Origin of the sequence: Sulfitobacter rhodophyticola (assembly GCF_041281685.2) — a bacterium.
Classification (GTDB): domain Bacteria; phylum Pseudomonadota; class Alphaproteobacteria; order Rhodobacterales; family Rhodobacteraceae; genus Sulfitobacter.
The window spans coordinates 130,507-150,816 of sequence record NZ_CP166251.2 but is presented as its reverse complement, the minus strand read 5'-3'; the positions used below and the strand labels follow the sequence as shown (position 1 = coordinate 150,816).

General features: G+C 62.7%; 18 protein-coding genes. 3 read left to right on the top strand and 15 right to left on the bottom strand.

Annotation, left to right across the window (positions count from 1 at the left end; all coding sequences use genetic code 11):
* Nucleotides 1–61 precede the first annotated feature (61 nt).
* Nucleotides 62–889, top strand: a complete 828-nt coding sequence (locus tag AB4X18_RS01770; RefSeq protein WP_370401986.1) for an isoprenylcysteine carboxylmethyltransferase family protein — start codon at nucleotides 62–64, stop codon at nucleotides 887–889.
* Nucleotides 867–1,583, top strand: a complete 717-nt coding sequence (gene ubiG, locus AB4X18_RS01765) for a bifunctional 2-polyprenyl-6-hydroxyphenol methylase/3-demethylubiquinol 3-O-methyltransferase UbiG (RefSeq protein ID WP_370401985.1) — start codon at nucleotides 867–869, stop codon at nucleotides 1,581–1,583. The genes AB4X18_RS01770 and ubiG overlap by 23 nt, the downstream gene beginning before the upstream one ends.
* Nucleotides 1,584–1,615: 32 nt before the next feature.
* Here ubiG and AB4X18_RS01760 read toward each other — a convergent pair whose 3' ends face one another.
* Nucleotides 1,616–2,848: a class I SAM-dependent methyltransferase gene (locus AB4X18_RS01760; protein WP_370401984.1), complete on the bottom strand. Its 1,233-nt coding sequence runs from the start codon at nucleotides 2,846–2,848 to the stop codon at nucleotides 1,616–1,618.
* A 317-nt stretch (nucleotides 2,849–3,165) separates the two neighbouring features.
* Here AB4X18_RS01760 and AB4X18_RS01755 point away from each other — a divergent pair, with 317 nt between their 5' ends.
* On the top strand, nucleotides 3,166–4,071 hold the full coding sequence (locus AB4X18_RS01755) for a helix-hairpin-helix domain-containing protein (RefSeq protein ID WP_432817025.1): 906 nt from the start codon (nucleotides 3,166–3,168) through the stop codon (nucleotides 4,069–4,071).
* Between the two features lie 15 nt (nucleotides 4,072–4,086).
* Here the strand turns inward: AB4X18_RS01755 and AB4X18_RS01750 are convergent, their stop codons facing one another.
* From AB4X18_RS01750 to AB4X18_RS01685, 14 genes are all read right to left on the bottom strand, one after another.
* Nucleotides 4,087–4,824, bottom strand: a complete 738-nt coding sequence (locus tag AB4X18_RS01750; RefSeq protein WP_432817024.1) for a L,D-transpeptidase family protein — start codon at nucleotides 4,822–4,824, stop codon at nucleotides 4,087–4,089.
* A 20-nt stretch (nucleotides 4,825–4,844) separates the two neighbouring features.
* Nucleotides 4,845–6,104, bottom strand: a complete 1,260-nt coding sequence (locus AB4X18_RS01745; RefSeq protein ID WP_432817023.1) for an APC family permease — start codon at nucleotides 6,102–6,104, stop codon at nucleotides 4,845–4,847.
* On the bottom strand, nucleotides 6,094–6,891 hold the full coding sequence (locus AB4X18_RS01740; RefSeq protein WP_370401981.1) for a hypothetical protein: 798 nt from the start codon (nucleotides 6,889–6,891) through the stop codon (nucleotides 6,094–6,096). Before AB4X18_RS01740 ends, AB4X18_RS01745 begins: the two co-directional genes overlap by 11 nt.
* The gene (locus AB4X18_RS01735; protein ID WP_432817022.1) at nucleotides 6,891–9,350 is read right to left on the bottom strand and encodes an AAA family ATPase; all 2,460 of its coding nucleotides are present in this window, start codon (nucleotides 9,348–9,350) and stop codon (nucleotides 6,891–6,893) included. The genes AB4X18_RS01740 and AB4X18_RS01735 overlap by 1 nt, the downstream gene beginning before the upstream one ends.
* A 254-nt stretch (nucleotides 9,351–9,604) precedes the next feature.
* A complete protein-coding gene (locus AB4X18_RS01730; protein WP_370401977.1) occupies nucleotides 9,605–10,306 on the bottom strand; it encodes an ABC transporter ATP-binding protein in 702 nt (233 codons plus the stop codon).
* The gene (locus AB4X18_RS01725; RefSeq protein ID WP_432817401.1) at nucleotides 10,303–11,043 is read right to left on the bottom strand and encodes an ABC transporter ATP-binding protein; all 741 of its coding nucleotides are present in this window, start codon (nucleotides 11,041–11,043) and stop codon (nucleotides 10,303–10,305) included. Before AB4X18_RS01725 ends, AB4X18_RS01730 begins: the two co-directional genes overlap by 4 nt.
* 2 nt (nucleotides 11,044–11,045) lie before the next feature.
* Nucleotides 11,046–11,993, bottom strand: coding sequence for a branched-chain amino acid ABC transporter permease (locus AB4X18_RS01720; RefSeq protein WP_432817021.1), 948 nt, complete (start codon nucleotides 11,991–11,993; stop codon nucleotides 11,046–11,048).
* On the bottom strand, nucleotides 11,993–12,919 hold the full coding sequence (locus AB4X18_RS01715) for a branched-chain amino acid ABC transporter permease (protein WP_370401974.1): 927 nt from the start codon (nucleotides 12,917–12,919) through the stop codon (nucleotides 11,993–11,995). The genes AB4X18_RS01720 and AB4X18_RS01715 overlap by 1 nt, the downstream gene beginning before the upstream one ends.
* Nucleotides 12,920–12,982: 63 nt before the next feature.
* A complete protein-coding gene (locus AB4X18_RS01710; protein WP_370401973.1) occupies nucleotides 12,983–14,152 on the bottom strand; it encodes an ABC transporter substrate-binding protein in 1,170 nt (389 codons plus the stop codon).
* A 98-nt stretch (nucleotides 14,153–14,250) separates the two neighbouring features.
* Entirely contained in the window at nucleotides 14,251–15,501 is a 1,251-nt protein-coding gene (locus AB4X18_RS01705; protein WP_432817020.1) for a flavin-dependent oxidoreductase, read from the bottom strand.
* A complete protein-coding gene (locus AB4X18_RS01700) occupies nucleotides 15,498–15,965 on the bottom strand; it encodes a cupin domain-containing protein (RefSeq protein WP_370401971.1) in 468 nt (155 codons plus the stop codon). Before AB4X18_RS01700 ends, AB4X18_RS01705 begins: the two co-directional genes overlap by 4 nt.
* A gap of 3 nt (nucleotides 15,966–15,968) precedes the next feature.
* On the bottom strand, nucleotides 15,969–16,139 hold the full coding sequence (locus AB4X18_RS01695) for a hypothetical protein (RefSeq protein ID WP_370401970.1): 171 nt from the start codon (nucleotides 16,137–16,139) through the stop codon (nucleotides 15,969–15,971).
* A 130-nt stretch (nucleotides 16,140–16,269) separates the two neighbouring features.
* A complete protein-coding gene (locus AB4X18_RS01690) occupies nucleotides 16,270–18,672 on the bottom strand; it encodes a YbcC family protein (RefSeq protein ID WP_432817019.1) in 2,403 nt (800 codons plus the stop codon).
* 21 nt (nucleotides 18,673–18,693) lie between these two features.
* A complete protein-coding gene (locus tag AB4X18_RS01685; protein ID WP_432817018.1) occupies nucleotides 18,694–20,259 on the bottom strand; it encodes a proton-conducting transporter transmembrane domain-containing protein in 1,566 nt (521 codons plus the stop codon).
* Between the last annotated feature and the right edge of the window lie 51 nt (nucleotides 20,260–20,310).

Here is a 20,310-nt window from a genome sequence, read left to right as displayed (position 1 = left end):
CTGAATCGCCGCTATTTGTTGGTGCGATGGGCCCCGCTCGACATCCCGGACACGCAGGAAAATGACCACCCAAACCAACATCCAACGGCTGATCGCCCTTGTGCGCGGTGCACTCAAGCCGCCGCCGGGGCGGAGCCGCATTGCATTGGCACTGGCGTTTGGCATGGCCGTGCACCTGATCTTCGCTGCGGCGGTTCTGGCGATGGTCGTGGCCATGTACTTCGGGATGAGCCGGAGCCTTGGCACCGTGCCATGGCCCCAAGCGGCGCTTGTGAACGCGGTCCTTGTGCTGCAGTTCCCGCTGGTGCATTCGCTGCTGCTGTCGGGGCCCGGCGGGCGCTGGCTGGCGCAGGTGGTGCCGGGGCCGCATGGGCAAACGCTCAGCACAACGACCTATGCGATCATCGCGTCGCTGCAACTCCTTCTCCTCTTCGCCCTCTGGACGCCCAGCGGCATCGTCTGGTGGCGTGCAGAGGGATGGGTGCTGTGGGCTGTCACCTCCGCCTATGCGCTGTCCTGGCTGCTGTTGATGAAGGCCAGCTTTGACGCGGGGGCCGAAGTGCAGTCAGGCGCGCTGGGCTGGATGTCGCTGTTGCAGAACATCAAACCACGCTTCCCGGACATGCCGACTGGCGGCCTGTTCCGCGTGATCCGGCAACCGATCTACGTGGCCTTCGCCCTGACGCTCTGGACCGTGCCGGTGTGGACGCCTGACCAACTGGCGCTGGCGGTGACACTGACCGCGTATTGCCTCGCCGCGCCGAAACTCAAGGAACGCCGGTTCGAGAAACGCTATGGGGACCGCTTCCGTGCCTATAAACAGGATGTGCCCTATGCCATTCCATCCCGCAGGAAAGGGGAATTCGATGGCCGACGCAAAACGCAATAACCTCGAAATCTATGACGATGTCGCGGCGCAGTGGTGGTCGGACGATATCCGCTGGGTGCGGACGCTGAAGAACCTCGTGCCGGGTCGCCTGAAATGGTTTGACCGCCATATCGACTGGGCCGGCAAGACGGTGCTGGATCTGGGGTGCGCAGGTGGGTTCATGGCCGAAGCACTGACGAAAAAGGGGGCATCCGTCACCGGGATCGACCCGGCCGCACAAGCCATCGAAGCCGCGCGCGCGCGGGCGTCGGCAGTGGGCCAATCGATCCGCTATGACGTAGGCGTGGGCGAAGCCCTGCCATATGCAGACGCCAGTTTTGACGCGGTGGTCTGTGTGGATGTGCTGGAGCATGTGACCGATCTGGCGAAGGTCGTGGCAGAGGTCGCGCGCGTGCTCAAACCCGGCGGGATGTTTCTTTACGATACGATCAACCGCAACTGGGTGGCGCGCCTTGCGACGATCACGGTGGCCGAAGACATACTGGGCCTGCTGCCAAAGGGGACACATGACCCGGCGATGTTCATCAAACCACATGAGTTGTCGGATGCGCTGATGCAGGCTGGATTGCAGGTTGGCCCCACGACAGGTCTGGGGCCGCGTGGCATCAACCGTCGGGTTGATTTCGTCTTTGGCCCGTTGCCCTTGCGGTCCGTGATCTACATGGGCGTGGCCGACAAGCCATCCGCCACCTGACACCACGGGGGCAGTTCGGGCGCGCGCGGTCCTTATTCCGCAGCCCCGCTCAGCCGCACGCCAAGGGGCGACTGATAAAGATAATCCCGCGTCAACGGCACGGCATCTATGCTGCGCGACAGTTGCAGTTGGAAAACGGCCTGCCGCCCTTGCCGGAACGTCTGTTCGCACGCGGCCAGATAGAACCGCCACATGCGCACAAACCGCGCATCGTAAAGCGCCTGCACCTCATCTTCATTATCGCCGAAACGGTCATACCAATGCCGCAGCGTATAGGCATAGTGCAGCCGCCAGCATTCCACATCGGCGGGCCACAGCAGCGCATGTTCGACCGCCTTGGAGATTTCCGACAGCGTCGGGATATAGCCGCCCGGAAAGATGTACTTTGCCAGCCACGGATTGGTGGCATGCGGCGGCCCGGCCCAGCCGATGGTATGCAGCAGCGCAATACCGTCCGGCGCAAGCCGGTCGCTCAGCGTACGGAAATAGGTGTCAAAATGGGGCAGGCCGACATGTTCGAACATGCCCACGGACACGATCCTGTCAAAGATACCGTCAACTTCGCGGTAATCGCACAGCCGGAATTCCACCTGATCTGCCAAACCTGCCTGCTTGGCGCGCCGTGTCGCTTCGGCGTGCTGTTCCTCTGACAGGGTCACGCCAAGCACCTTGGCGCCATGATCGCGCGCAAGCGTCAGCGCCATGCCGCCCCAGCCGCATCCGATATCAAGCACCCGCATGCCGGGCCGGATCATCAGTTTGCGGGCGATGTGTTCCTTCTTTTGGGCCTGTGCCACCTCCAGCGGATCGTCCGGGCTCAGGAAATATCCGCAGGAGTACTGGCGGTCGTCGTCCAGAAACAGGTCATAAAGCTTGCCCGACAGATCATAGTGATGGGCCACGTTCTGCCGCGCGCGGGACACGATGTTGTCCTGCGTGAACCGCCTGAGGTGATCACGGAATTTAACGATCGGTTGCCGCCAGGGGATGCGACCCGCATTGCGTTGGTTTCGCACGATCACGGCCAGAAGGTCCTGCAATTGATCACCGTCAATGGTCAGGGTGCCGTTCATGTAGCTTTCGCCGAGCGCCAGTTCAGGGTTCAGCACCAATTGCCGGACGGTGGCGGTGTCCTCCAGACGCACGGTGATCGGCGCGCCCGTCTTGTCCCCGTAGCTGTGGCTGACGCCATCCGGCATCACCACGATGATTGTTCCAGACTGCAGCATGACACGCAGCATCCGGTCGAGCACGGTTTGCCACATACGATCCTCCATTCCTTGTGGGCTGCAGACACCGCGCAACGGGTTATGTCCCGACGGTGCCCGGGCAGCCGCAATTCTTGCCGTGTTGACTTTGGCCTTGGGAGGTTTGGCAGCGGTCACAGCCAACATCGTCCCGCCTTTTTACAACAGCTTGGGCCGTTTTGGGACCAATTTTACATTCTCGCGTGCTCATCCGCTGAAATCTGCCCTTTCTTCGCGCTATGCGGGAAAATCATAACTTTCTGCTCAAATGATACGCAGTGAAGGGATGGCTGCATTGAGGAATGTCAAAATCACCGGTGTGCAGATGGCCTACCGTGGTTCTGCCCAACGTGACGGAGATGCGGATGCAGCCTGCCCATGTGCCCGACACCCCTGAAAACGACCTGCTGAGCGAGAAGCTTGCCGAAGTCGCGGACCTGCTGGAGCTTCAGCAGGCCGGCCCCTTTCGCGTGCGTGCCTACCGCGAAGCGGCGGCCTATATCCAAAGCCTTCCGTTTCCGATCCGCGATCTGCTGATGTCGAACGGTGCGAAGGACCTTGAGGCCTTGCCGACGATCGGAACTTCGATTGCCGCCGCCATCATCGAGATACTGCAGACCGGCCATCTGCGCCTGCTGGACACCCTGCGGGGTGATCTTGACCCCGAAAAGCTGTTGCAGACCGTGCCACAGATCGGACCGCATCTGGCGGCGGTCATCCATGAAACCCTCGGCATCGACAGTCTCGAAGCGCTTGAGGTGGCGGCCCATGACGGTCGGCTGGACGCGCTGCCGGGTTTCGGCCCGCGCCGGGTCAGGGGTGTTCAATACGCCTTGGCCGAATTGCTCAAACGGCACAGGCCACAAAGCCATGTGCAGACCTTGCCGGACCCGCCGATTGCCGAAACGCTGGATGTTGACCGCCAATACCGCAGGGATGCGGAGGCCGGGACATTACCGAAGATCACACCGCGCCGGTTCAACGTGGACAGGTCCGCGCGGCTGCCTGTCTTGCATACCGAAAGAGGCGATTGGCATTTCACCGCGCTTTTTTCCAACTCACCCCGCGCGCATCGGTTGCACCGCGACCGCGACTGGGTTGTCATCACGTATGAAATGGATCGCGAAGGGGCCCACCGCTGCACCGTGGTGACCGAACACCGTGGCGCGCTGGCGGGCAAACGGGTGATCCGGGGACACGAAGCGGCTTGCGCGCGGTACTATCAATCCCGCAAGGAATGACAAGGACCGCCCGGATCACCCTCCTTGCTGGGGCGGCGTGCAGGCAAGGGCGATCCGATCCTCCTCCTCAACCACCGGCAGGTTGGATGCGGGACGCAATCCGTAGATATCGGGGTAGGTGACGATCCGCCCGTTCTGATCGGGAAACCGCGTGTAATACCCCAGCTCCACCGGAATGGGCGGGGCGGGGGCGTCGAAGGTGCGCCTGCCGTTGGCCAGTGCGTGCACCTGCGTGATGGGCATGTCCAGCACGAACGAAACCAGCCAATCCCAATGTTCCACCCGCACACAGCCGTGCGAAAGCGCGCGATCTTCCTGCGCGAAAAGCGCCCGTCGGTTGGTGTCATGCAGATAGACCAGCATGCCCGGCGCCAGCCGCACCGCCGCCAGCCCCAGCGGATTGTTTTCCCCCGGCGGCCTGACCCTGTCGGTGTATTCGCCGCTGGCAATCATCGACGGGGTGGGCCGCCAGGTGGGCCGAAACCGCACGGCGGAGACATGGGTCTGCAGACGCGGCGTGCGGTGCCACGGGGCGCCGACGATGACCCGGCTGCGCAGCACCGGTGCGCCGTCCTCAAACGCGATCAACTGGTAGGCGGGGATGTTCACCAAAATCGCCTTGCCGACGGGCGGCACCTGATAAGGGATCCCTGCACGATCCAACTGCGATTGAAAATCAGCGGCGGCTGGCGTCAGACCGCTGATGAAGGTCACGATGAACAGCACCAGTATACACAGGGCCTTACCTATCATTTGTACTCCTTTCAGACGGCTCATCGCGTCACCAGATAGGGCCCGACAAGCATCAAGAGGCACGTCAGAAACCCCAAAAGCGGCACGATTGCGGGGGCCACAAAAATCCCGTCGGGCGCTGGATCCCCCCGCGCCTTGATCCGCAAAAGCGCCAGATTGATCAGCACGAAGACCACCAGCACAACCTGCGATGTCCGCTCCGCCAGGATGCCGATGGGGAAATAGAGGGCGAAAAGCAGGTTGAAACCGATGACAAGGCACGTCGCAAGAAGGGGCGTCCGGGTCTGCGCATTCAGTCGCGCAAGCCCCTTGGGAAGCCGCCCTGTGTTCGCCATGCCATAGATGATCCGGGAGGCAAGGATGGTCTGTATCACCACCCCGTTCAGGGTCGCCCCGATGGCAATCAGCGTGATCGTCAGGGGGGACATGCCCGTAAGTCTTTCAAACAGCAGGCTGACGGGGGCGGTCGATCTGCCCAACTCATCCAGCGGCAGGGCAAGGACGGCGACAGCAGCCACCAGAAAGTAAAGCAAAGTGGCGATGAACAGCGTGATGAAGATGCCCAGGGGCATGTTCCGGGCGGGATTTTCCGTCTCCTCTATCACGTTGACCATGCCGTCGAACCCGACGAAGGCGAAAAACGCCACAAGGCTGGTCAGGGACACGGCAACAAGGGCGGACGTGTCGGTAAGGGGTGGAATAACGCTGGGCAGTGCGCTGAAAAGCTCAGGCTGGTGCCAGAACCCGGCCCAGACCACCAACACCAGTCCAAGAACCTCGATCAGGGTGAAGACAGCAGCAAAGCGCACGGATTCAACGATCCCCCAAGCTGCAATCAGCCCTGTCACCAGCACGATCAGGGTGATGATCGACCAAAGCGGCAGGTCAATCAGCGTGGCCACATACCCTGCGCATCCCACCGCGATGGCCGACGCCGACACGGTCGCGGCAAGGATCAGCAGGCCACCGGTCAGACGGGTCAGGGCCGGACGCCCGAATGCCGCTTCGACATAGGCTGCCTCTCCGGCGCTCTGCGGATACCGGCCGGACAATTCGCTGAAACTGCCCGCGCTGAACAGCATCACCACCGCTGCCAGCAGGAAGGAGGACGGGGCATAGATACCGGCCTGCGCGGCGGTGGCCCCGACCAAAACATAGATCCCCGCACCAATCGTCACCCCAAGGCCATAGAAAACCAAAAGCGGCAGCGTGATCGCGCGATTCAGCGTGGGAGGAGCGGCACCCGTAGGCTCTGTGCCGCTGGTGATGTCATGGGTCAATTGGATCACCATCGGGTCGGGCAGGGGTCGGAAATTCCGTATTGTGTTCCAGCATCACGCTCAGGTCGGATGGGCCGAAGACGATCAGCGGACATCGCGAGGCTTCAAGAAGATGCGCAAGATCGCCGGGGTTTCGGATCGGTCCATGGACCAGATCAAGGATCACGGCCTGCGCGTTGGTGCGGGCCAGCGCGCGCAAGGCGGCATCAAGGGACTGGAACCGACGGTGTTCAAAGGCGCGGTCCGGTTTGGGGTGCTCTTGCAAGGGGCCCACGGAAAACCGCGTGCACCGTGCGCCAAGCTGCTGAGACAAGCGTTTGGCGGCTTCATCCATGGTGTCAGTCGACGGGCTATCCGCCTCCAGAAGGACGACTTTGCCGGGGATGCGGTGCACTTGCCGATACCCGATTACAAGGATGTCCCAGCCATGCGCCGCACGCAGAGAGGTGCCGACCAGCTCTCCCTTGTCCTCGGCAAAGATCCAGTCGGCCCCGGTTGGGTTGGCAGCTTGCGCCAGTGACTGACGGAAGGCCCGTGCATCCGCCTTGAACAGGGCGCGCACCTGGGCAAGGCTCGGGGCGCGCATCGTAGCCCCGCTGTCTAGAACCACGCGCTGATCTGGGATCTGGCAGGCGGCAAGGGTGTCGGCTTCCTCCACCAGAACGCCACCCAACGCGGCGCGAAAGGCTTCGGGCAACCGCCCGACAAGCCGCAGCGCCGCTGCCGCATCGGCGAAACAACCCGCCCCTACAAGAATGCGCAATCCCGGACGTTTCGGGGTTTCCATCAGGATCCCTCCGCTTCAGTCGTCTTGCCATTTCGCGCACCGAAACTGCGCCGCGATTCCGCAAAGGCGCGCAACTGCGCTTCGACCCGCGCGTTGACGCTTTGCGCTGCAAATGCGCCGCCACGGCCCCGACGGCCTGCCTTGACCCCGGTCAGTGCTTCTATCCCTTCATCGATGGTCTTGATCGGAATAATGCGGAACGTACCGTCCTTTGCTGCGGCAACGACGTCCCGGTGCACCATCAGATGATCGACGTTCGATGCCGGGATCAGCACACCCTGTTCCCCGGTCAGACCGCGCGCCTTGCAGATCTCGAAAAAGCCTTCGATCTTTTCGTTCACCCCGCCAATGGCCTGCACTTCCCCGTTCTGGTTGACCGAACCGGTCACGGCAAACCCCTGCCGGATCGGCACGCCCGACAGCGACGACAGCAAGGCATAGAGTTCGGCGGAAGACGCGCTGTCCCCGTCCACACCGCCATAGCTTTGTTCGAACACAAGGCTGGCATGCAGCGATATCGGGACATCAAGCGCGTAGTGCGATGTCAGATAGCTGCCAAGGATCAGCACCCCCTTGGAATGCAGCGGCCCGCCCAATTCCACCTCCCGCTCGATATCGATGAGCTTGCCAGCGCCCATGCGCACACGTGCGGTAATGCGCGATGGGCGACCAAAGCGATGATTGCCGATGCCGATCACGGACAGACCATTGACCTGACCCACCGCTTCGCCTGCGGTATCGATCAGGATGGTCTTGCGCATCACCGCTTCGTGCATGCGTTCCTTGATGCGGGACACCCGTTTTTCGGCGCAATCCACGGCAAGGACGATATCGCGGTCGCTGATTAATTCCCTTTTGTCCTGTGCTGCGTAATAATCCGCCTCCCGGATCACATCCGTCAACGCACCGATCTGCAGGGTCAGTTTCTTGGCGTCGTCCGCCAGCCGAACCGCATGATCCAGCAGTGCCGCAACCGCTGGGGCCGCCATATGCCTGAGGTTTTCCCTTGCGACATAACCCGCAACCACCCGCGACATGGCGCGCGTGTTTTTGGCCGTGCGGGGCAGGTCATCCTCGAAATCCGCCTGTATCTTGAACAGCTTGCTGAACTCCGGGTCCAGCAGTTGCAACAACATGTGCAGCCGCCTGTCGCCGACCAGCACCACGCGGGCTGCCAGCGGAATGGGGTCAGGTTCCAGCGTCACGGTGGACGACATCCCAAGCCGTTCCGTCAATGACGCGATGGAAATCGACTGGCTTTCCAGACAGCGTTTCAGCGCGTCCCACGCATAGGGTTCGGTCAACACGCGGTGCGCATCCAGCACCAGATAGCCGCCATTCGCGCGGTGCAGCGCACCGGGCTTGATCAGCGTAAAGTTGGTGGCCAGCGTGCCCATTTCGGAAATATGCTCGATCCGCCCGGTCAGATGGGGCAGCGACGGCAGGTCTTCCCGAACGATCGGCGCCTTTGCCGGTCCGGCCTTGTGCGACACCATCACATTGACCGCATATCGGTGGAACTGCTGCTCCTGATGGTGCTTGCGAATGACTTCCGGGAAGGGGCCGTTTTGCGATCCATCCCTGGACAGAAGGAAAAGCTCCGCGTTGGAGATCATGTCGGTGCGGACCCTTTCCAGATACCGCTCGACATCCGCGTTGCCCGCGAAATCTGCCTCGACCTCCCGCACCCTGAGCGTGACCGCACGTTCCGCCATTTCCGCATGCAGCGCTTCGATCTGCTGCCGATGCTCCTTTTCCAGTTGCGGCCCGCTTTTCAGGACCCGCGCAAGATGCTCCTGCAAGACCTCGATCTTTGCGTCGATCTCTTCCCGTTCTTCGGTCGAAAGCGCCTCGTAGACCTCCGGCTTGATGGGTTTGCCATCTACGATTGCGGCCAGCATGAACCCCATCGGCGTGCGCAAAAGCGCCACGCCTTCAGCTTTGGCGCGTTCTGCGAATTCGGCGATGGGCACTTCGTGCTTCTGACCGATCTCTTCCTCGATGGCCCGGCGCTGGGTCTGGTATTCCTCGGATTCGAACAGCGCAGGTATCTCGACGGCCAGATCATCGACAAGACGCTGCATCGCGGATTTCAGATCCGTTGCGGCACCGGGGGGAAGCTTCATCGCATTGGGTTTGTGGGGGGCATCGAAGTTGTTCACATAAACCCAGTCACACGGCATCGGCCGGGTTGCTGCCGCGTCGGCCAGCAATTTGGCGACCGCTGCATGCCGACCGGTCCCCTCGCGCCCCAGAACGTACAGGTTGAAACCCTCGTGGCCGATTTCAGCGGACAGTTTGATGGCGTCGATGGCGCGGTCCTGCCCGATCAGGCCGGAGCCTTTTTTCAGCGATGCGGTTGTCTCAAACCCAAGCGTCGCCGGATCGCATTCGGGCCGCAGGCGGTCGGGCGGCAGACCTTGGGGAAGCGGGGATTGCACGGGTTTCTTGCGTGTCATGCGCGTCCTCCTTCTCGGGGGCACGCCATTATGCTCCACGCCTTTTCGCGGGGCGCAGGGCGGGGCCCAAGGGCAGGTAAGATGTGCGTCATCTGTCGGTTTCCGTTTGGCACTGGCCCGATCCTGTCACAATCCGCCCGCCTGTCATTGATGCGGATCAATTCAGGCAATGCCGCAGGGGCGCAACATCACCGCACGGGCAACGAAGCCTGCATGTTGATCGGGGCTAAGCGCCAAGAGGGCGGGAAACCGCGCTAGAGGTGCAGAAACTGCTCCACGTGGGCGCGCTGCGCGTCAAAGTCCGCCGCACTGCCTTTCCACACGATCTCGCCCTTTTCGATGACGAAGTACCGATCTGAAATGCGTGCGAGTTCCTCAAGGTTCTTGTCGATCAGCAGGATCGACAGACCTTCCTGCTTGAGCCGCCCCAAGGTGGTCCAGATTTCCTCCCGGATCAGCGGGGCCAGCCCTTCGGTCGCCTCATCAAGGATCAGCAGCGTGGGATTGGTCATCAGCGCGCGCCCGATGGCCAGCATCTGCTGTTCGCCTCCCGACAGTTGAAAACCATAGTTGCGCCTGCGTTCGCCAAGGCGGGGAAAGGCGTCATAGATGCGCTCTTCGGTCCAGCCATCGGGGGCAGGGCGCGCGGTGGCGCGCAGGTTCTCGCTGACGCTGAGGGAGGGAAAGATGCGCCGACCCTCCGGCACCAGCCCGACACCGGCCTGTGCCACCCGGTAGGGCGGCGCGCCCGTCATGTCCTGATCCGCGATGGTGATCGTCCCCGCGTCGGGTTTCAGCAGCCCCATGATGCAGCGGATCGTTGTCGTCTTGCCCATGCCGTTGCGGCCCATCAGCGTGCTGACCTGGCCCGCGGTAATGTCTAGATCAATACCGAAAAGCACTTCGGTGTTACCGTACCCTGCATGCAGATCCTGAATACTGATCAGCGCGGTCATCCGATGCTGTCCCCCAGATAAGCCGCACGGGCGGCAGGGTCCGCGCGCACCTCGTCCGGGCTGCCCTGCGCCACGATCCGGCCATCGACCAGCACATAGACGACGTCGGCCAATTGAAAGATCGCGTCCATATCGTGTTCGACCAGCAGCATGGGCAAGCTTCGGCGCAGGTCCGCCAGAAGCGTGACCAAAGCGGCACTTTCCGACCGGCCCAGCCCGGCCATGGGTTCATCCAGCAGCAGGAATTTCGGCTTCGCCGCCAGCGCGATGGCAATCTCCAGCAGACGCAATTCACCATGCGACAGTTCCGCCGCCTGCACATGGGCGCGGTCCGCAAGGCCGACGCGGGCCAGCGTGTCCTGTGCGGTTTCGTTCAGCCTCTTTTCGCGGGACGCATCCTTGAAAAAGTGCATGCTGGTGCCGGATTTCGCCTGTGCTGCAATGGCGGTATTCTCCAACACCGAAAAGCTGGGTAGGACGGAAGTGATCTGGAACGTGCGGCTTAACCCTGCCTGCACGCGGGCCGACACCGACAGATGCGATATGTCGTGCCCATCCAGCGCGATCCGCCCCGTATCAGGACGCAGAACCCCCGAAATCTGGTGGATAAGCGTGGTCTTGCCCGCGCCATTCGGCCCGATCAGCGCATGGCACTGGCCGGCCTCAACACTGATGGAAATATCCTGAGAAACCTTCAGCGCGCCAAAGTTTTTGCTCAGGTTGTGGATGTCGAGCATGCTCACGATGCTCGCCCCCCCGCGGCCCGGGGGATCAGAAGATCGCTCAACCCGCCCTTGGCGAACAGCACCATCACCACCAGCAGCGGACCATAGATCAGCCGCCATTCATGGATGAAGGACCCCAGCACCTCTTCGACGATGACAATGAAGAACGCGCCAAGGATGGCGCCGTTGCGGCTGCCCAGGCCCCCCAGCACCACCACCACGATCAGATCACCCGACCGCTGCCATGCCGCCAGCGCGGGGCTCACGAATTCGGCGTGCTGCATGACGAAAAGCCCCGACACCCCCGCGATCATCGCCGCGATCACATAGGCAATCAGCCGGTATCGCGAAACGGAATACCCCATCACCTCCGCCCGCTCCGGATTGTCGCGCGCCGCGCGCAGCACCCGGCCAAAGCGCGAACGACTGATGCGGAAGACACCCCACCAGGCCGCCAGCAACAAGCCAAGCACGACGAAATAAAGCCCGCCGCCGTTCTGCACGACATCGCTGCCAAACAGCGTGGCCAGCGACCACAGTGTCAGCCCGTCATCGCCGCCGTAAGCCGCCAGCGACGTGAGCGTGAAATAGATCATCTGCCCGAAGGCCAGCGTGATCATCAGGAAATAGACCCCGCTGGTCCGCAGGGCGAGGCTGCCGGTGATCAGGGCGACCAGACCCGTCACCGCCAGCGTCAGTGCCAGCAGCACAAGAATATTCTCGATCCCGTTCTCCAGCCCGATCGCGGCCGCATAGGCCCCCACGCCAACGAAGGCCGCATGCCCCAGACTGACCATGCCGCCATGCCCGATCAGCAGGTCCAGCGAAATGGCCGCGATGGCCAGCAGCATCGCCTTGATGATCAGTCCCGTCAGGTATCCGGCCCCCATCAGCGGCAACACGAACGGCATGGCCAGCAGCAGGCCAAAGATCACCCCGCCCAGGATCAAACCGCGGTCCATTACTGCACCCCCTTGGCGGGCAACAGTCCCTTGGGCCGGAACACCAGGATCGCCGCCATCAGAATGTAGATCAGCATGGAGGCCAGCGCTGGCCCGATCTGATTGGCAAACGATGGGTTGAAAACGGTCGACAGGATTTCGGTGGCAAGGCTGCGCCCCAGCGTGTCGATCAGGCCGACCAGCAGGGCCGCCACAAACGCGCCCCCGATGGATCCGATCCCACCGATGATGATCACCACGAACGCCACGATCAGGATGTTGTCGCCCATCCCCGGCTCAATGGCGAAGATGGGTGCTGCGATCACTCCGGCAAACCCGGCCAGCATCGCACCGACGCCAAAGACCACCATGAACAACTGCTGGATATTCACCCCCAGCGCCGAGACCATTTCAGGTGTCGTGGCACCGGCGCGGATCAACATGCCGATGCGCGTGTAGCTGACCGTCAGGAACAGCGCGACGGCCACCGCAAGCCCCGCGACAATGGTGACAAAGCGGTACACCGGATAGCGCAGTGTTTCCGTCAACTGGATGGAACCGGACAGGAATTCCGGCGGGGCGATGGACAGCGTGGTGGGGCCAAAAAGCACCTTGGCCAATTCATTGAGGAAGATGATGATCCCGAAGGTCGCAAGCACCTGATCCAGATGGCTCCGGGTATAAAGATGGCGAAAGACGAAGAATTCCAGCAACAGCCCGAAGACCAGTGCGGTGCCCAGCGACAAGAAGACCGCAAGCGCGAAACTGCCCGTCAGTTGCGTGTAGGCGAAGACCAGATAGGCGCCCACCATGTATTGCACGCCGTGGGCAAGGTTGATGAACCCCATCACCCCGAAAACCAGCGTCAGCCCGGCAGCAATCAGGAACAACAACATGCCGTACTGTATCCCGTTCAGGCACAGGATCAGGAAAAGGGTCATCGACATCGGGAAAGGCGCCTCTGGACAGAAAGGCGGGCCTGCACCGCGCTGGCGCAGGCCCGGTTAGGCTTACATCTTGCAGTCTTGATGGAAGCTGTCGGCATAGTCTTCGGCAACCGTGCGCACGAAAGACGTGTGGAACTTGCCGTCATCGCGCTTGACCACGTTCAGCATGTGGAAGTCCTGCACCGGGTAGTGGTTGTTGTTGAACGCGAAATCCCCCCGCAGGGAGGTGAAATCCGCCTCCTTGATGGCGGCGCGCACAGCGTCCTTGTCGCTCAGATCACCACCGGTCTTGCCGATGGCGCTGTCCAGCAGGTTGACGGTGTCATAGGCCTGCATCGCGTAGGAGCCGGGGATATAGCCGTATTTCCCCTCGAATGCGCTGACAAAGGCGGCATTGGCGTCATTGGGCAGGTCCGGTGCCCATGATCCGGCGGCAAGAAACCCCACGGCGGCGTCCTTCTGGCCGGGCAGGGTGGTTTCATCGGTGGTGAAGACGGACATGAACTTCATGCTGTCCGACAGGCCTGCGTTGGCGAACTGGTTGACCAGCCGCACGCCCATGCCACCTGGCATGAAGGTAAAGATCGCATCCGCGTCAGACGTCGAAATCCGCGCCAACTCGGCCGAGAAGTCCTGATGCCCCAGCGGCGTGAATACCTCGTCCGTCACCGTGCCTTCGAAGGTCTGCTTGAAACCTTCCATGTTGTCGCGCCCGGCCTGATAGTTAGGCACCATCGCAAAGACGTTCTGGAACCCTTCCTGGCTCGCAATCATGCCACTGACTTCGGCGTTCTGGTTGTTCTGATAGGACGTGACGAAGAAGTACGGGTTGCAGTTCTTCCCCGCAAAGGTGGACGGCCCCGCATTGGGGCTGATCAGGAACGTCTCCGACTGCACAATCGGCTTGAAGATGGCTTGCAGCATGTTGGAAAACACCGTGCCGACGACAAAATCGACCGCGTCCTTCTCCACCAGCGATGTCGCCTTCAAAAGCGCCACATCGGGCTTGAGCTCATCGTCCTCGATGATCAGCTCAACCTTCTGGCCGCCCAGCATCCCGCCTTTTTCGTCCAGCCCCAGTTGGAACCCGTCAACGATCTGCTGACCCAGTGCCGCAGGCGGACCGGACAGCGTGACCACCATCCCGATCTTGATGTCCTCGGCCAGGGCCGCGGTGCCCATCACAGCACCCAGCGCAAGCCCGGTCGTGATATGTCTGATGTTCTTCTTCATTCCAATGTCTCCCTTTTTATGGCCCCCGTTTCGGGGTCTGTTGGACCGGCCGTCAATATCGCCGTTCCGGTCCATACTCTCTTGTTTGGCACCTTTTGTCAGTGCTTTACGTTCCCTTTGGTCTTCTTCGCTGCAAATCCGGCCATCTTCGCATAGCCCTTTACGATGGCCTCCCGCTCGGTAAAGCTCAACACTTTATCGACGTCGTCAAAACCGGCGGGGCTGCGTTTTTCCACCTCGTCGATCACCCGCTCGGGTCCGCCGATGCGGTTGGTGCGCACCACTTCGGCAGTTTTCGGCAGCCGTTCCAGTTCATAGCGGTAAAGCGCCTCGCGCGGGTGTTCGCACCGCGCCAGCAGGTCCGCCAGACAACGCGCATCAAGGATCGCCTGTGCCGATCCGTTGGACCCGACGGGGTACATCGGATGCGCCGCGTCGCCCACCAAGGTCACCCGGCCATGGGTCCAGCGGGGCAGAGGATCCCGGTCCGCCATGGGGTATTCGTAAATCGCGCCGCTGGCACGCACCAAAGCTTCCAGATCCATGCCCGGCACGTGAAACCGCTTGGCATAGGGCAGCACCCGCGCCAGCGGCGCGGTCTTCGACCAGCTTTCGGGCGGCGGGGGCTGTACACTGGGATCGGCCATGCGGATGTTGACGACCCAGTTCATCAACTGCGTGCTGTCCTTTGCGGGTGCGATGGGATAAAGCACCAGTTTGCCGCCCAGGCCGCCGGCAATGGCCATCGTCTGTCCGTCTTCCCAAACCGGCCATTCGGTCGCCCCGCGCCACATCACGACACCGGGCCAGCTGGGCGGGCCTTCGTCAGGGTAGAATTGCCTGCGACCGACGCTGTGAATGCCATCCGCGCAGATCAGCACCTCGCCGCGCAGGGTGCTTGAGGCGCAGCCGTCCCGTGCGTCGGTGAAATGCGCGGTTACGCCGCCTTCGTCCTGCACGAAACCGGACAACCGCAGGCCGGTCAGCACGGCCTCCGGCCCCATCCGGTCAATCACCGCGTCATACAGCACCTTTTGCAGCCGCCCGCGGTGGATCGAAAACTGCGGATGCTCGTGGCCCGCATGCATCCCGCGCAGCTCCCGCCAGACTTCCTGCCCGGTGCGGGTAAGGTATCGCAATTCGCGCGTGCGCAGGCCGACCTCATCCAGACGCGGCAGCAACCCAAGGTCGGCCAGTTCGGCGATGGAATGGGGCAGGGTGTTGATGCCCACGCCCACTTCGCGCACCGTTGCGGCCTGTTCGACCACCTGCGCGCGTATCCCGCGCTGGTGCAGCATCAGCGCGGCGGTCAGCCCGCCGATGCCCGCACCTGCGATCAGAACGGTCATGCGTCATCCTCGTCCTCTGGCGGGGGCAGGAAATCGACCGCATGTGCGGCAGATATCGCGACAACCTCCGCCGGGTTCGCATCAGGCCCCATGTTGTTGAGCGCCCAGAACAGATCATAAAGCCGCTGCGCAGGCGTGACCCAGAACAGCGTCTTGATGGTACGGTCGGACTTGTTGAAAATCCCGTGCGGAATGCCCCGTGGCAGCTTTACCAGATCGCCGGGCTCGCCAATCTTTTCTTCGCCGTTCAGCAGGAAATCGAACCGCCCTTCGAGGATATACAGGAATTCGTCCTGATCGGGGTGGATGTGCGGGGGCACAAAGGTGCCGGGCGGCAAGGTCGCGTGCCAGGAAAAGCAGTCTTCGGTCAGCTGTTTGGGCACATAGGTCTGGCCAAGGATATTCCAGACGATCGCGTCCATCCCCTCCTGGGATCGGATGATGCCGGGTTCCATCTGTGTCATGTCTCAAATCCTTCTCGCAAGGGTGCGCCCGCAAAGCACCGCGTCCCGCCATCCTGCATTGAAATCCGCAAACGCACTATCTGATAAATGAACCTCTTTGGCCGCAGATCCTTCAAGCTTGAAATAGTTCTTCTTATCTTTACGCCGCGATGATGTCACTGCAACATCAAACATGACTTTCACAACACCCTGTGCTGTACACCCGCGATCTGAATGAGGCGCGGTTCGAAGTTGCGCAGACGTTCTGTGACCATTGCCTTGATCCGGGGTACGCGCGCGGGCCAGACACCCGCGCGCCCGGCACTCAGCCCGCCGCCGCCAATTCAGGCAGCGGTTCATCCTGTGCACAGCGCGTCCATTCCAGATCGCCCGCGTACCGCCATGCCATGCGCCCGGCGTCATCCAGCGCAAACAGGTGCAGCCAGCGGTTGTTGAACAGCGCCCGCACCCCGTCATGACGGCGCAGCACGTCGCCCATCGCCGCGCGCGGTGCCTGAATGCAGACCGACAGGCGCAGCGGATCATGGGCGAAATCCGCGCCATCGTGCACCGATTGCCACGGCAGCCCCGCGCGCAGCATACCGCCGTTGCCTTCCACCACACCGATCCCGCCCGTCACGTTATGCAGCAGCTTGTTGCCCGACCCGAAAACCCCTGGCGCCACGGTGGAGCCGTAGTATTGCAGGCTGATCCAGCTTGCCACCACCACCGGGGCGGTCATGATCAGTTCCAGAACGCCAAAGTCCGTGTCGCTTTTCCACGTATAGTCATGCAGGAAAGCACGCCCCTCAAGGCTTTTGCCGACGGTGATCTGGCGGGGCGCGGCGATGAATGCCTTGCACCCCGCCAGCGCCCATTCGGGCCGGGTTTCTGCCCAGTCACGACTGCGCGCCGCCACATCGCGCGCCCCCGCAGCACCCGGCAGGCGCAGCGCCCGTTCCCCCCGGCAGGAGTCCCCGGCAGCGGCAAACCACGCTTTCGCGCGTTCAACGTCCGACGCATGAGGGTACGACGGGCAATCCTGCTCGAAAAAAGTGACCTCATCTGTTGTGGTGTCATGCAAGGCCGGGACAAACAGCGTGTCCTGGGGGATCTCGATCCCCCGCGCGACCAGCCGCGTGCGCACCTCCCCGCTGTTCAGCAGCCCTGCCAAAAGCCGCGCATTTACGTCACCCGCATAGCCGCCACAGGCCCCGCAGTGCAGGCTGCTTGCGAAGGGGTTGTTCACCACGTTGGCGCCATGCCCTGCCAACACCACGATGCGCGCAAAATCGGTGGTAAACGACATGGCGCGCAGGATCGTCTCCGCCGCATCCACTTGCGCATCCAGATCAAGCGCGGGGTCAAGGCGCGGGGCCGGTCCGCCCGGGCGATGTGTCGGGGCAAGGTTCAGGGTGTCGCGCACCAGCTTGCCCGCATAAATCGGACCGGTCGCCTCCACGAAGGCGAAGGACGACACTGCCGCCAGCTTGAACCGACCCCAGGCCCGCAGCGCCCGTGCTTTCAGCCGTGCCGCCTGATCCGCCTTGGCGTCATCCCCCCGCGCGGTTGAAGTCACACCAGCATTGAGCAGAACCGGCAGCCGCAACTCCTCTACGTCCGATGCGAAATCCCGGTGGGATGCCGTCAGCCCGAAAAAACCCGCAAAGCCAAGCGTCCTGATCCTCGGGTCCACCGCTTCCAGCGCGCGCCGAAAGACTTCAGACCGCACATCGATGCAGAACGCCGCCTGCATCGCGGGCCTGGCGGTATCCGCAAGGGGAGTCGGGGCCGCAAGCGTCTGCGCAAGATCGCGCTGCGCCGCACGCTCCCATGCTTCCTGCAGCAGGGCATCGGCCTGCGCATCAGCATCGACAGTCAACGGGGCCGCGTGGTCCGCAATAGTGCGTTCCCACGCCGCGCCGATTGCGTCTTCATGCTGGATCAGCAGAGCTTCTTCCCACAGCAGCCGGATGGTCAGCAGATCGGTCAGCGTTGCATCGCTGCCCCCCGCAAGCTCCGCCTGCCACAACCGATACCGTGCGACCTGCGCCCATCCTCCCAGCGAAAACAGCAACTGGTGCAGGTATGTCTCAAGTGCTGCTGCTGTCAGCCTCAGACGCTGCACCGCCCGTGCCATTGCCGCCTCCGCCGTGTCGGGCGTATCACTGACGAACTGGGCAAAACCGCTCAACCCCGCGATTTCCGGCGTCAGATCATGGGTGGACGTCTGCCGCCACGCATCATAGGCACTGCGCCGTTGCGGTGCCGCCCAAAGCGCTTGCCCCTGATCGAAATAACCGGCCGCCCAATGGCCGAAACGATCCGCGATCAGGCCGGTCCAATCGGTCCCGGAAACCTTGCTCGCAAGATCGGCAACCGTCGGCAGCGGGTCCTGCGCAGTGGCGGCGGAGGACGCCATTTGTCTGATCTGCGCAATGTCGGCGATGTCCGGTGCGTTCTGCGCCTCAAGTGCCGCGCGCAGGTCCACATCGGTGATCGCGCCATCGGTGATCCGCGCGCTGTACCAGTCGCGCGGCATCGTCACGGGTACACCGCCCACGCGGCCCAACCGGGCGCCGACCTGCGCCAATGTCTCTTCCGTCTGACCCAGAAACGGGTTCACCGCCACCGTTGCGGCAAGTGGCCAGACCGGCGGGATGGCCCGTGCAGCCGCCGCGCTGGCCTCGGTCAGGGTCGCAGGTGAAATCGGGGAAGGGGTGTTCATGTCATTCTTCCTTTTCTCGGATCAGGAGGGACGCTTGGCCGACCAGCCGCCAAGCAGCTTGTCAAAGACCGCGTTCGCATAAAGGCCGTTGGACAGGTGCACGCGCAGCCCCGCCGCCGCCGGGTGATAGGCCCACAGCGGGAACATCGCCTGCGCCACGGCCACCGTCCCGAAGCTGATCAGCGCCAGCACGATCAGCGCCCATTCCAGCGGGCCGGGGGCCGGTGTGGCGGGCAGGGTGCCCTGCGTCAGCCACTCCGCCCCGGTTTGCAGGGCGAAATAGCCCACAGCAGCCGCCACGGAATACAGCGCCGTGCGCCGCGTCAGCACGCGCGGTGCCGCATCCGCCAGCCCCTGCGCCAGCAAATAGGCGACACCGAAGATCAGGATCGCCCCCAATGCGATGGCCTGCGGCGACTTGCCCGCAAAGCCAAAGACCAGCCCGACACCCGCATAGATCACCAGCGCGATGACAAAGGCCCGCAAAACAGCCCGCCCATCCGGGATCGCCACCGGGCCGGGACGCCGCAGTGCGCTGACCCCTTCGACCGCGCCGCCGGAGGCCAGAAAGGCATGCGCCTTGTACAGCGAATGCGCCACGATATGCAGCAGCGCCAGCGGAAACAGCGCCAGACCGCATTGCAGAATCATGAACCCCATCTGTCCCACCGTCGACCACGCCAGCGATGTCTTGACCGCCGGCTGCGTCAGCATCACCAGACCGCCGAACAGCGCCGTAAAGCCCCCGATCATCACCAGAACCGCCAGCACACCCGGCGCCAGCAGCATCACATCGGCGAACCGGATCAGCAGGAAACCACCGGCGTTGATCACGCCTGCATGCAGCAGCGCGGATACCGGGGTTGGTGTCTCCATCACCTCGGTCAGCCAGCCGTGCAGGGGGAACTGTGCGGATTTCAAAACGGCTGCCAGCGCAAGTGCTGCCGCGATCCAGCCTGACGCCTCAGTTGCCTCGCCTTGCCGTGCGGCGGCAAGGATCTCCGCGATATCGCCGGTTCCGTACTGCGCATAAAGCATTACCGCCGCCCCGATCAGGGCCGCATCGCCCAGCCGCGCCGTAATCCACTTTTTGCGCGCCGCTTTCTGCGCGGCGATCCGGTCGGGATAGAAAAGCAGAAGCTTGTGCAAAAACAGGCTCGTGGCGATCCACGCCAGCACCAGTTGCAGCAGGTTACCGGCCGTAACCAGCAGCATCACCGCCGCCAGCGTCGCGCACAGCCAACCGGTGAACGGCCCCTGCCGCGCTTCGCCATCAAGGTACCGCGCCGCATACCGCACCACGACCCAGCCGACGAAGCTTACCAACAACAGCATCACCGCGCTGACCGCATCCAGCCGCGCAGACAGGCCCAGCCCGTCCACCCCGATCACCGTGCTGCTTGCCGCGCCTTCGACGATCAGCGCAAGACAGGCAAGCAGCGCAGCGGCCACGCTGCCAACGGTGCACCATTCGACTTTCTGCAATGTCTGCTCCGGCCGGAACGCAGGCCCGCGAAACGCGATTACGGCACCCGCAATCAAGGCAATGGGGGCAAAGAAGGTCAAAACGGCAATCGACACTGGCATATCTCCACAAGGCACAACAGGGTTGGTGTGGGGGATAACAGCCTCGCACCA

What these genes read in the sequence shown, in the direction of transcription:
- AB4X18_RS01770 (WP_370401986.1), top strand. Translation starts at nt 62, where the DNA reads ATGACCACCCAAACCAACATCCAACGGCTGATCGCCCTTGTGCGCGGT.
- ubiG (WP_370401985.1), top strand. Translation starts at nt 867, where the DNA reads ATGGCCGACGCAAAACGCAATAACCTCGAAATCTATGACGATGTCGCG.
- AB4X18_RS01760 (WP_370401984.1), bottom strand. Translation starts at nt 2,848, where the DNA reads ATGTGGCAAACCGTGCTCGACCGGATGCTGCGTGTCATGCTGCAGTCT.
- AB4X18_RS01750 (WP_432817024.1), bottom strand. Translation starts at nt 4,824, where the DNA reads ATGATAGGTAAGGCCCTGTGTATACTGGTGCTGTTCATCGTGACCTTC.
- AB4X18_RS01740 (WP_370401981.1), bottom strand. Translation starts at nt 6,891, where the DNA reads ATGGAAACCCCGAAACGTCCGGGATTGCGCATTCTTGTAGGGGCGGGT.
- AB4X18_RS01735 (WP_432817022.1), bottom strand. Translation starts at nt 9,350, where the DNA reads ATGACACGCAAGAAACCCGTGCAATCCCCGCTTCCCCAAGGTCTGCCG.
- AB4X18_RS01730 (WP_370401977.1), bottom strand. Translation starts at nt 10,306, where the DNA reads ATGACCGCGCTGATCAGTATTCAGGATCTGCATGCAGGGTACGGTAAC.
- AB4X18_RS01725 (WP_432817401.1), bottom strand. Translation starts at nt 11,043, where the DNA reads ATGCTCGACATCCACAACCTGAGCAAAAACTTTGGCGCGCTGAAGGTT.
- AB4X18_RS01720 (WP_432817021.1), bottom strand. Translation starts at nt 11,993, where the DNA reads ATGGACCGCGGTTTGATCCTGGGCGGGGTGATCTTTGGCCTGCTGCTG.
- AB4X18_RS01715 (WP_370401974.1), bottom strand. Translation starts at nt 12,919, where the DNA reads ATGTCGATGACCCTTTTCCTGATCCTGTGCCTGAACGGGATACAGTAC.
- AB4X18_RS01710 (WP_370401973.1), bottom strand. Translation starts at nt 14,152, where the DNA reads ATGAAGAAGAACATCAGACATATCACGACCGGGCTTGCGCTGGGTGCT.
- AB4X18_RS01705 (WP_432817020.1), bottom strand. Translation starts at nt 15,501, where the DNA reads ATGACCGTTCTGATCGCAGGTGCGGGCATCGGCGGGCTGACCGCCGCG.
- AB4X18_RS01700 (WP_370401971.1), bottom strand. Translation starts at nt 15,965, where the DNA reads ATGACACAGATGGAACCCGGCATCATCCGATCCCAGGAGGGGATGGAC.
- AB4X18_RS01695 (WP_370401970.1), bottom strand. Translation starts at nt 16,139, where the DNA reads ATGTTTGATGTTGCAGTGACATCATCGCGGCGTAAAGATAAGAAGAAC.
- AB4X18_RS01690 (WP_432817019.1), bottom strand. Translation starts at nt 18,672, where the DNA reads ATGAACACCCCTTCCCCGATTTCACCTGCGACCCTGACCGAGGCCAGC.
- AB4X18_RS01685 (WP_432817018.1), bottom strand. Translation starts at nt 20,259, where the DNA reads ATGCCAGTGTCGATTGCCGTTTTGACCTTCTTTGCCCCCATTGCCTTG.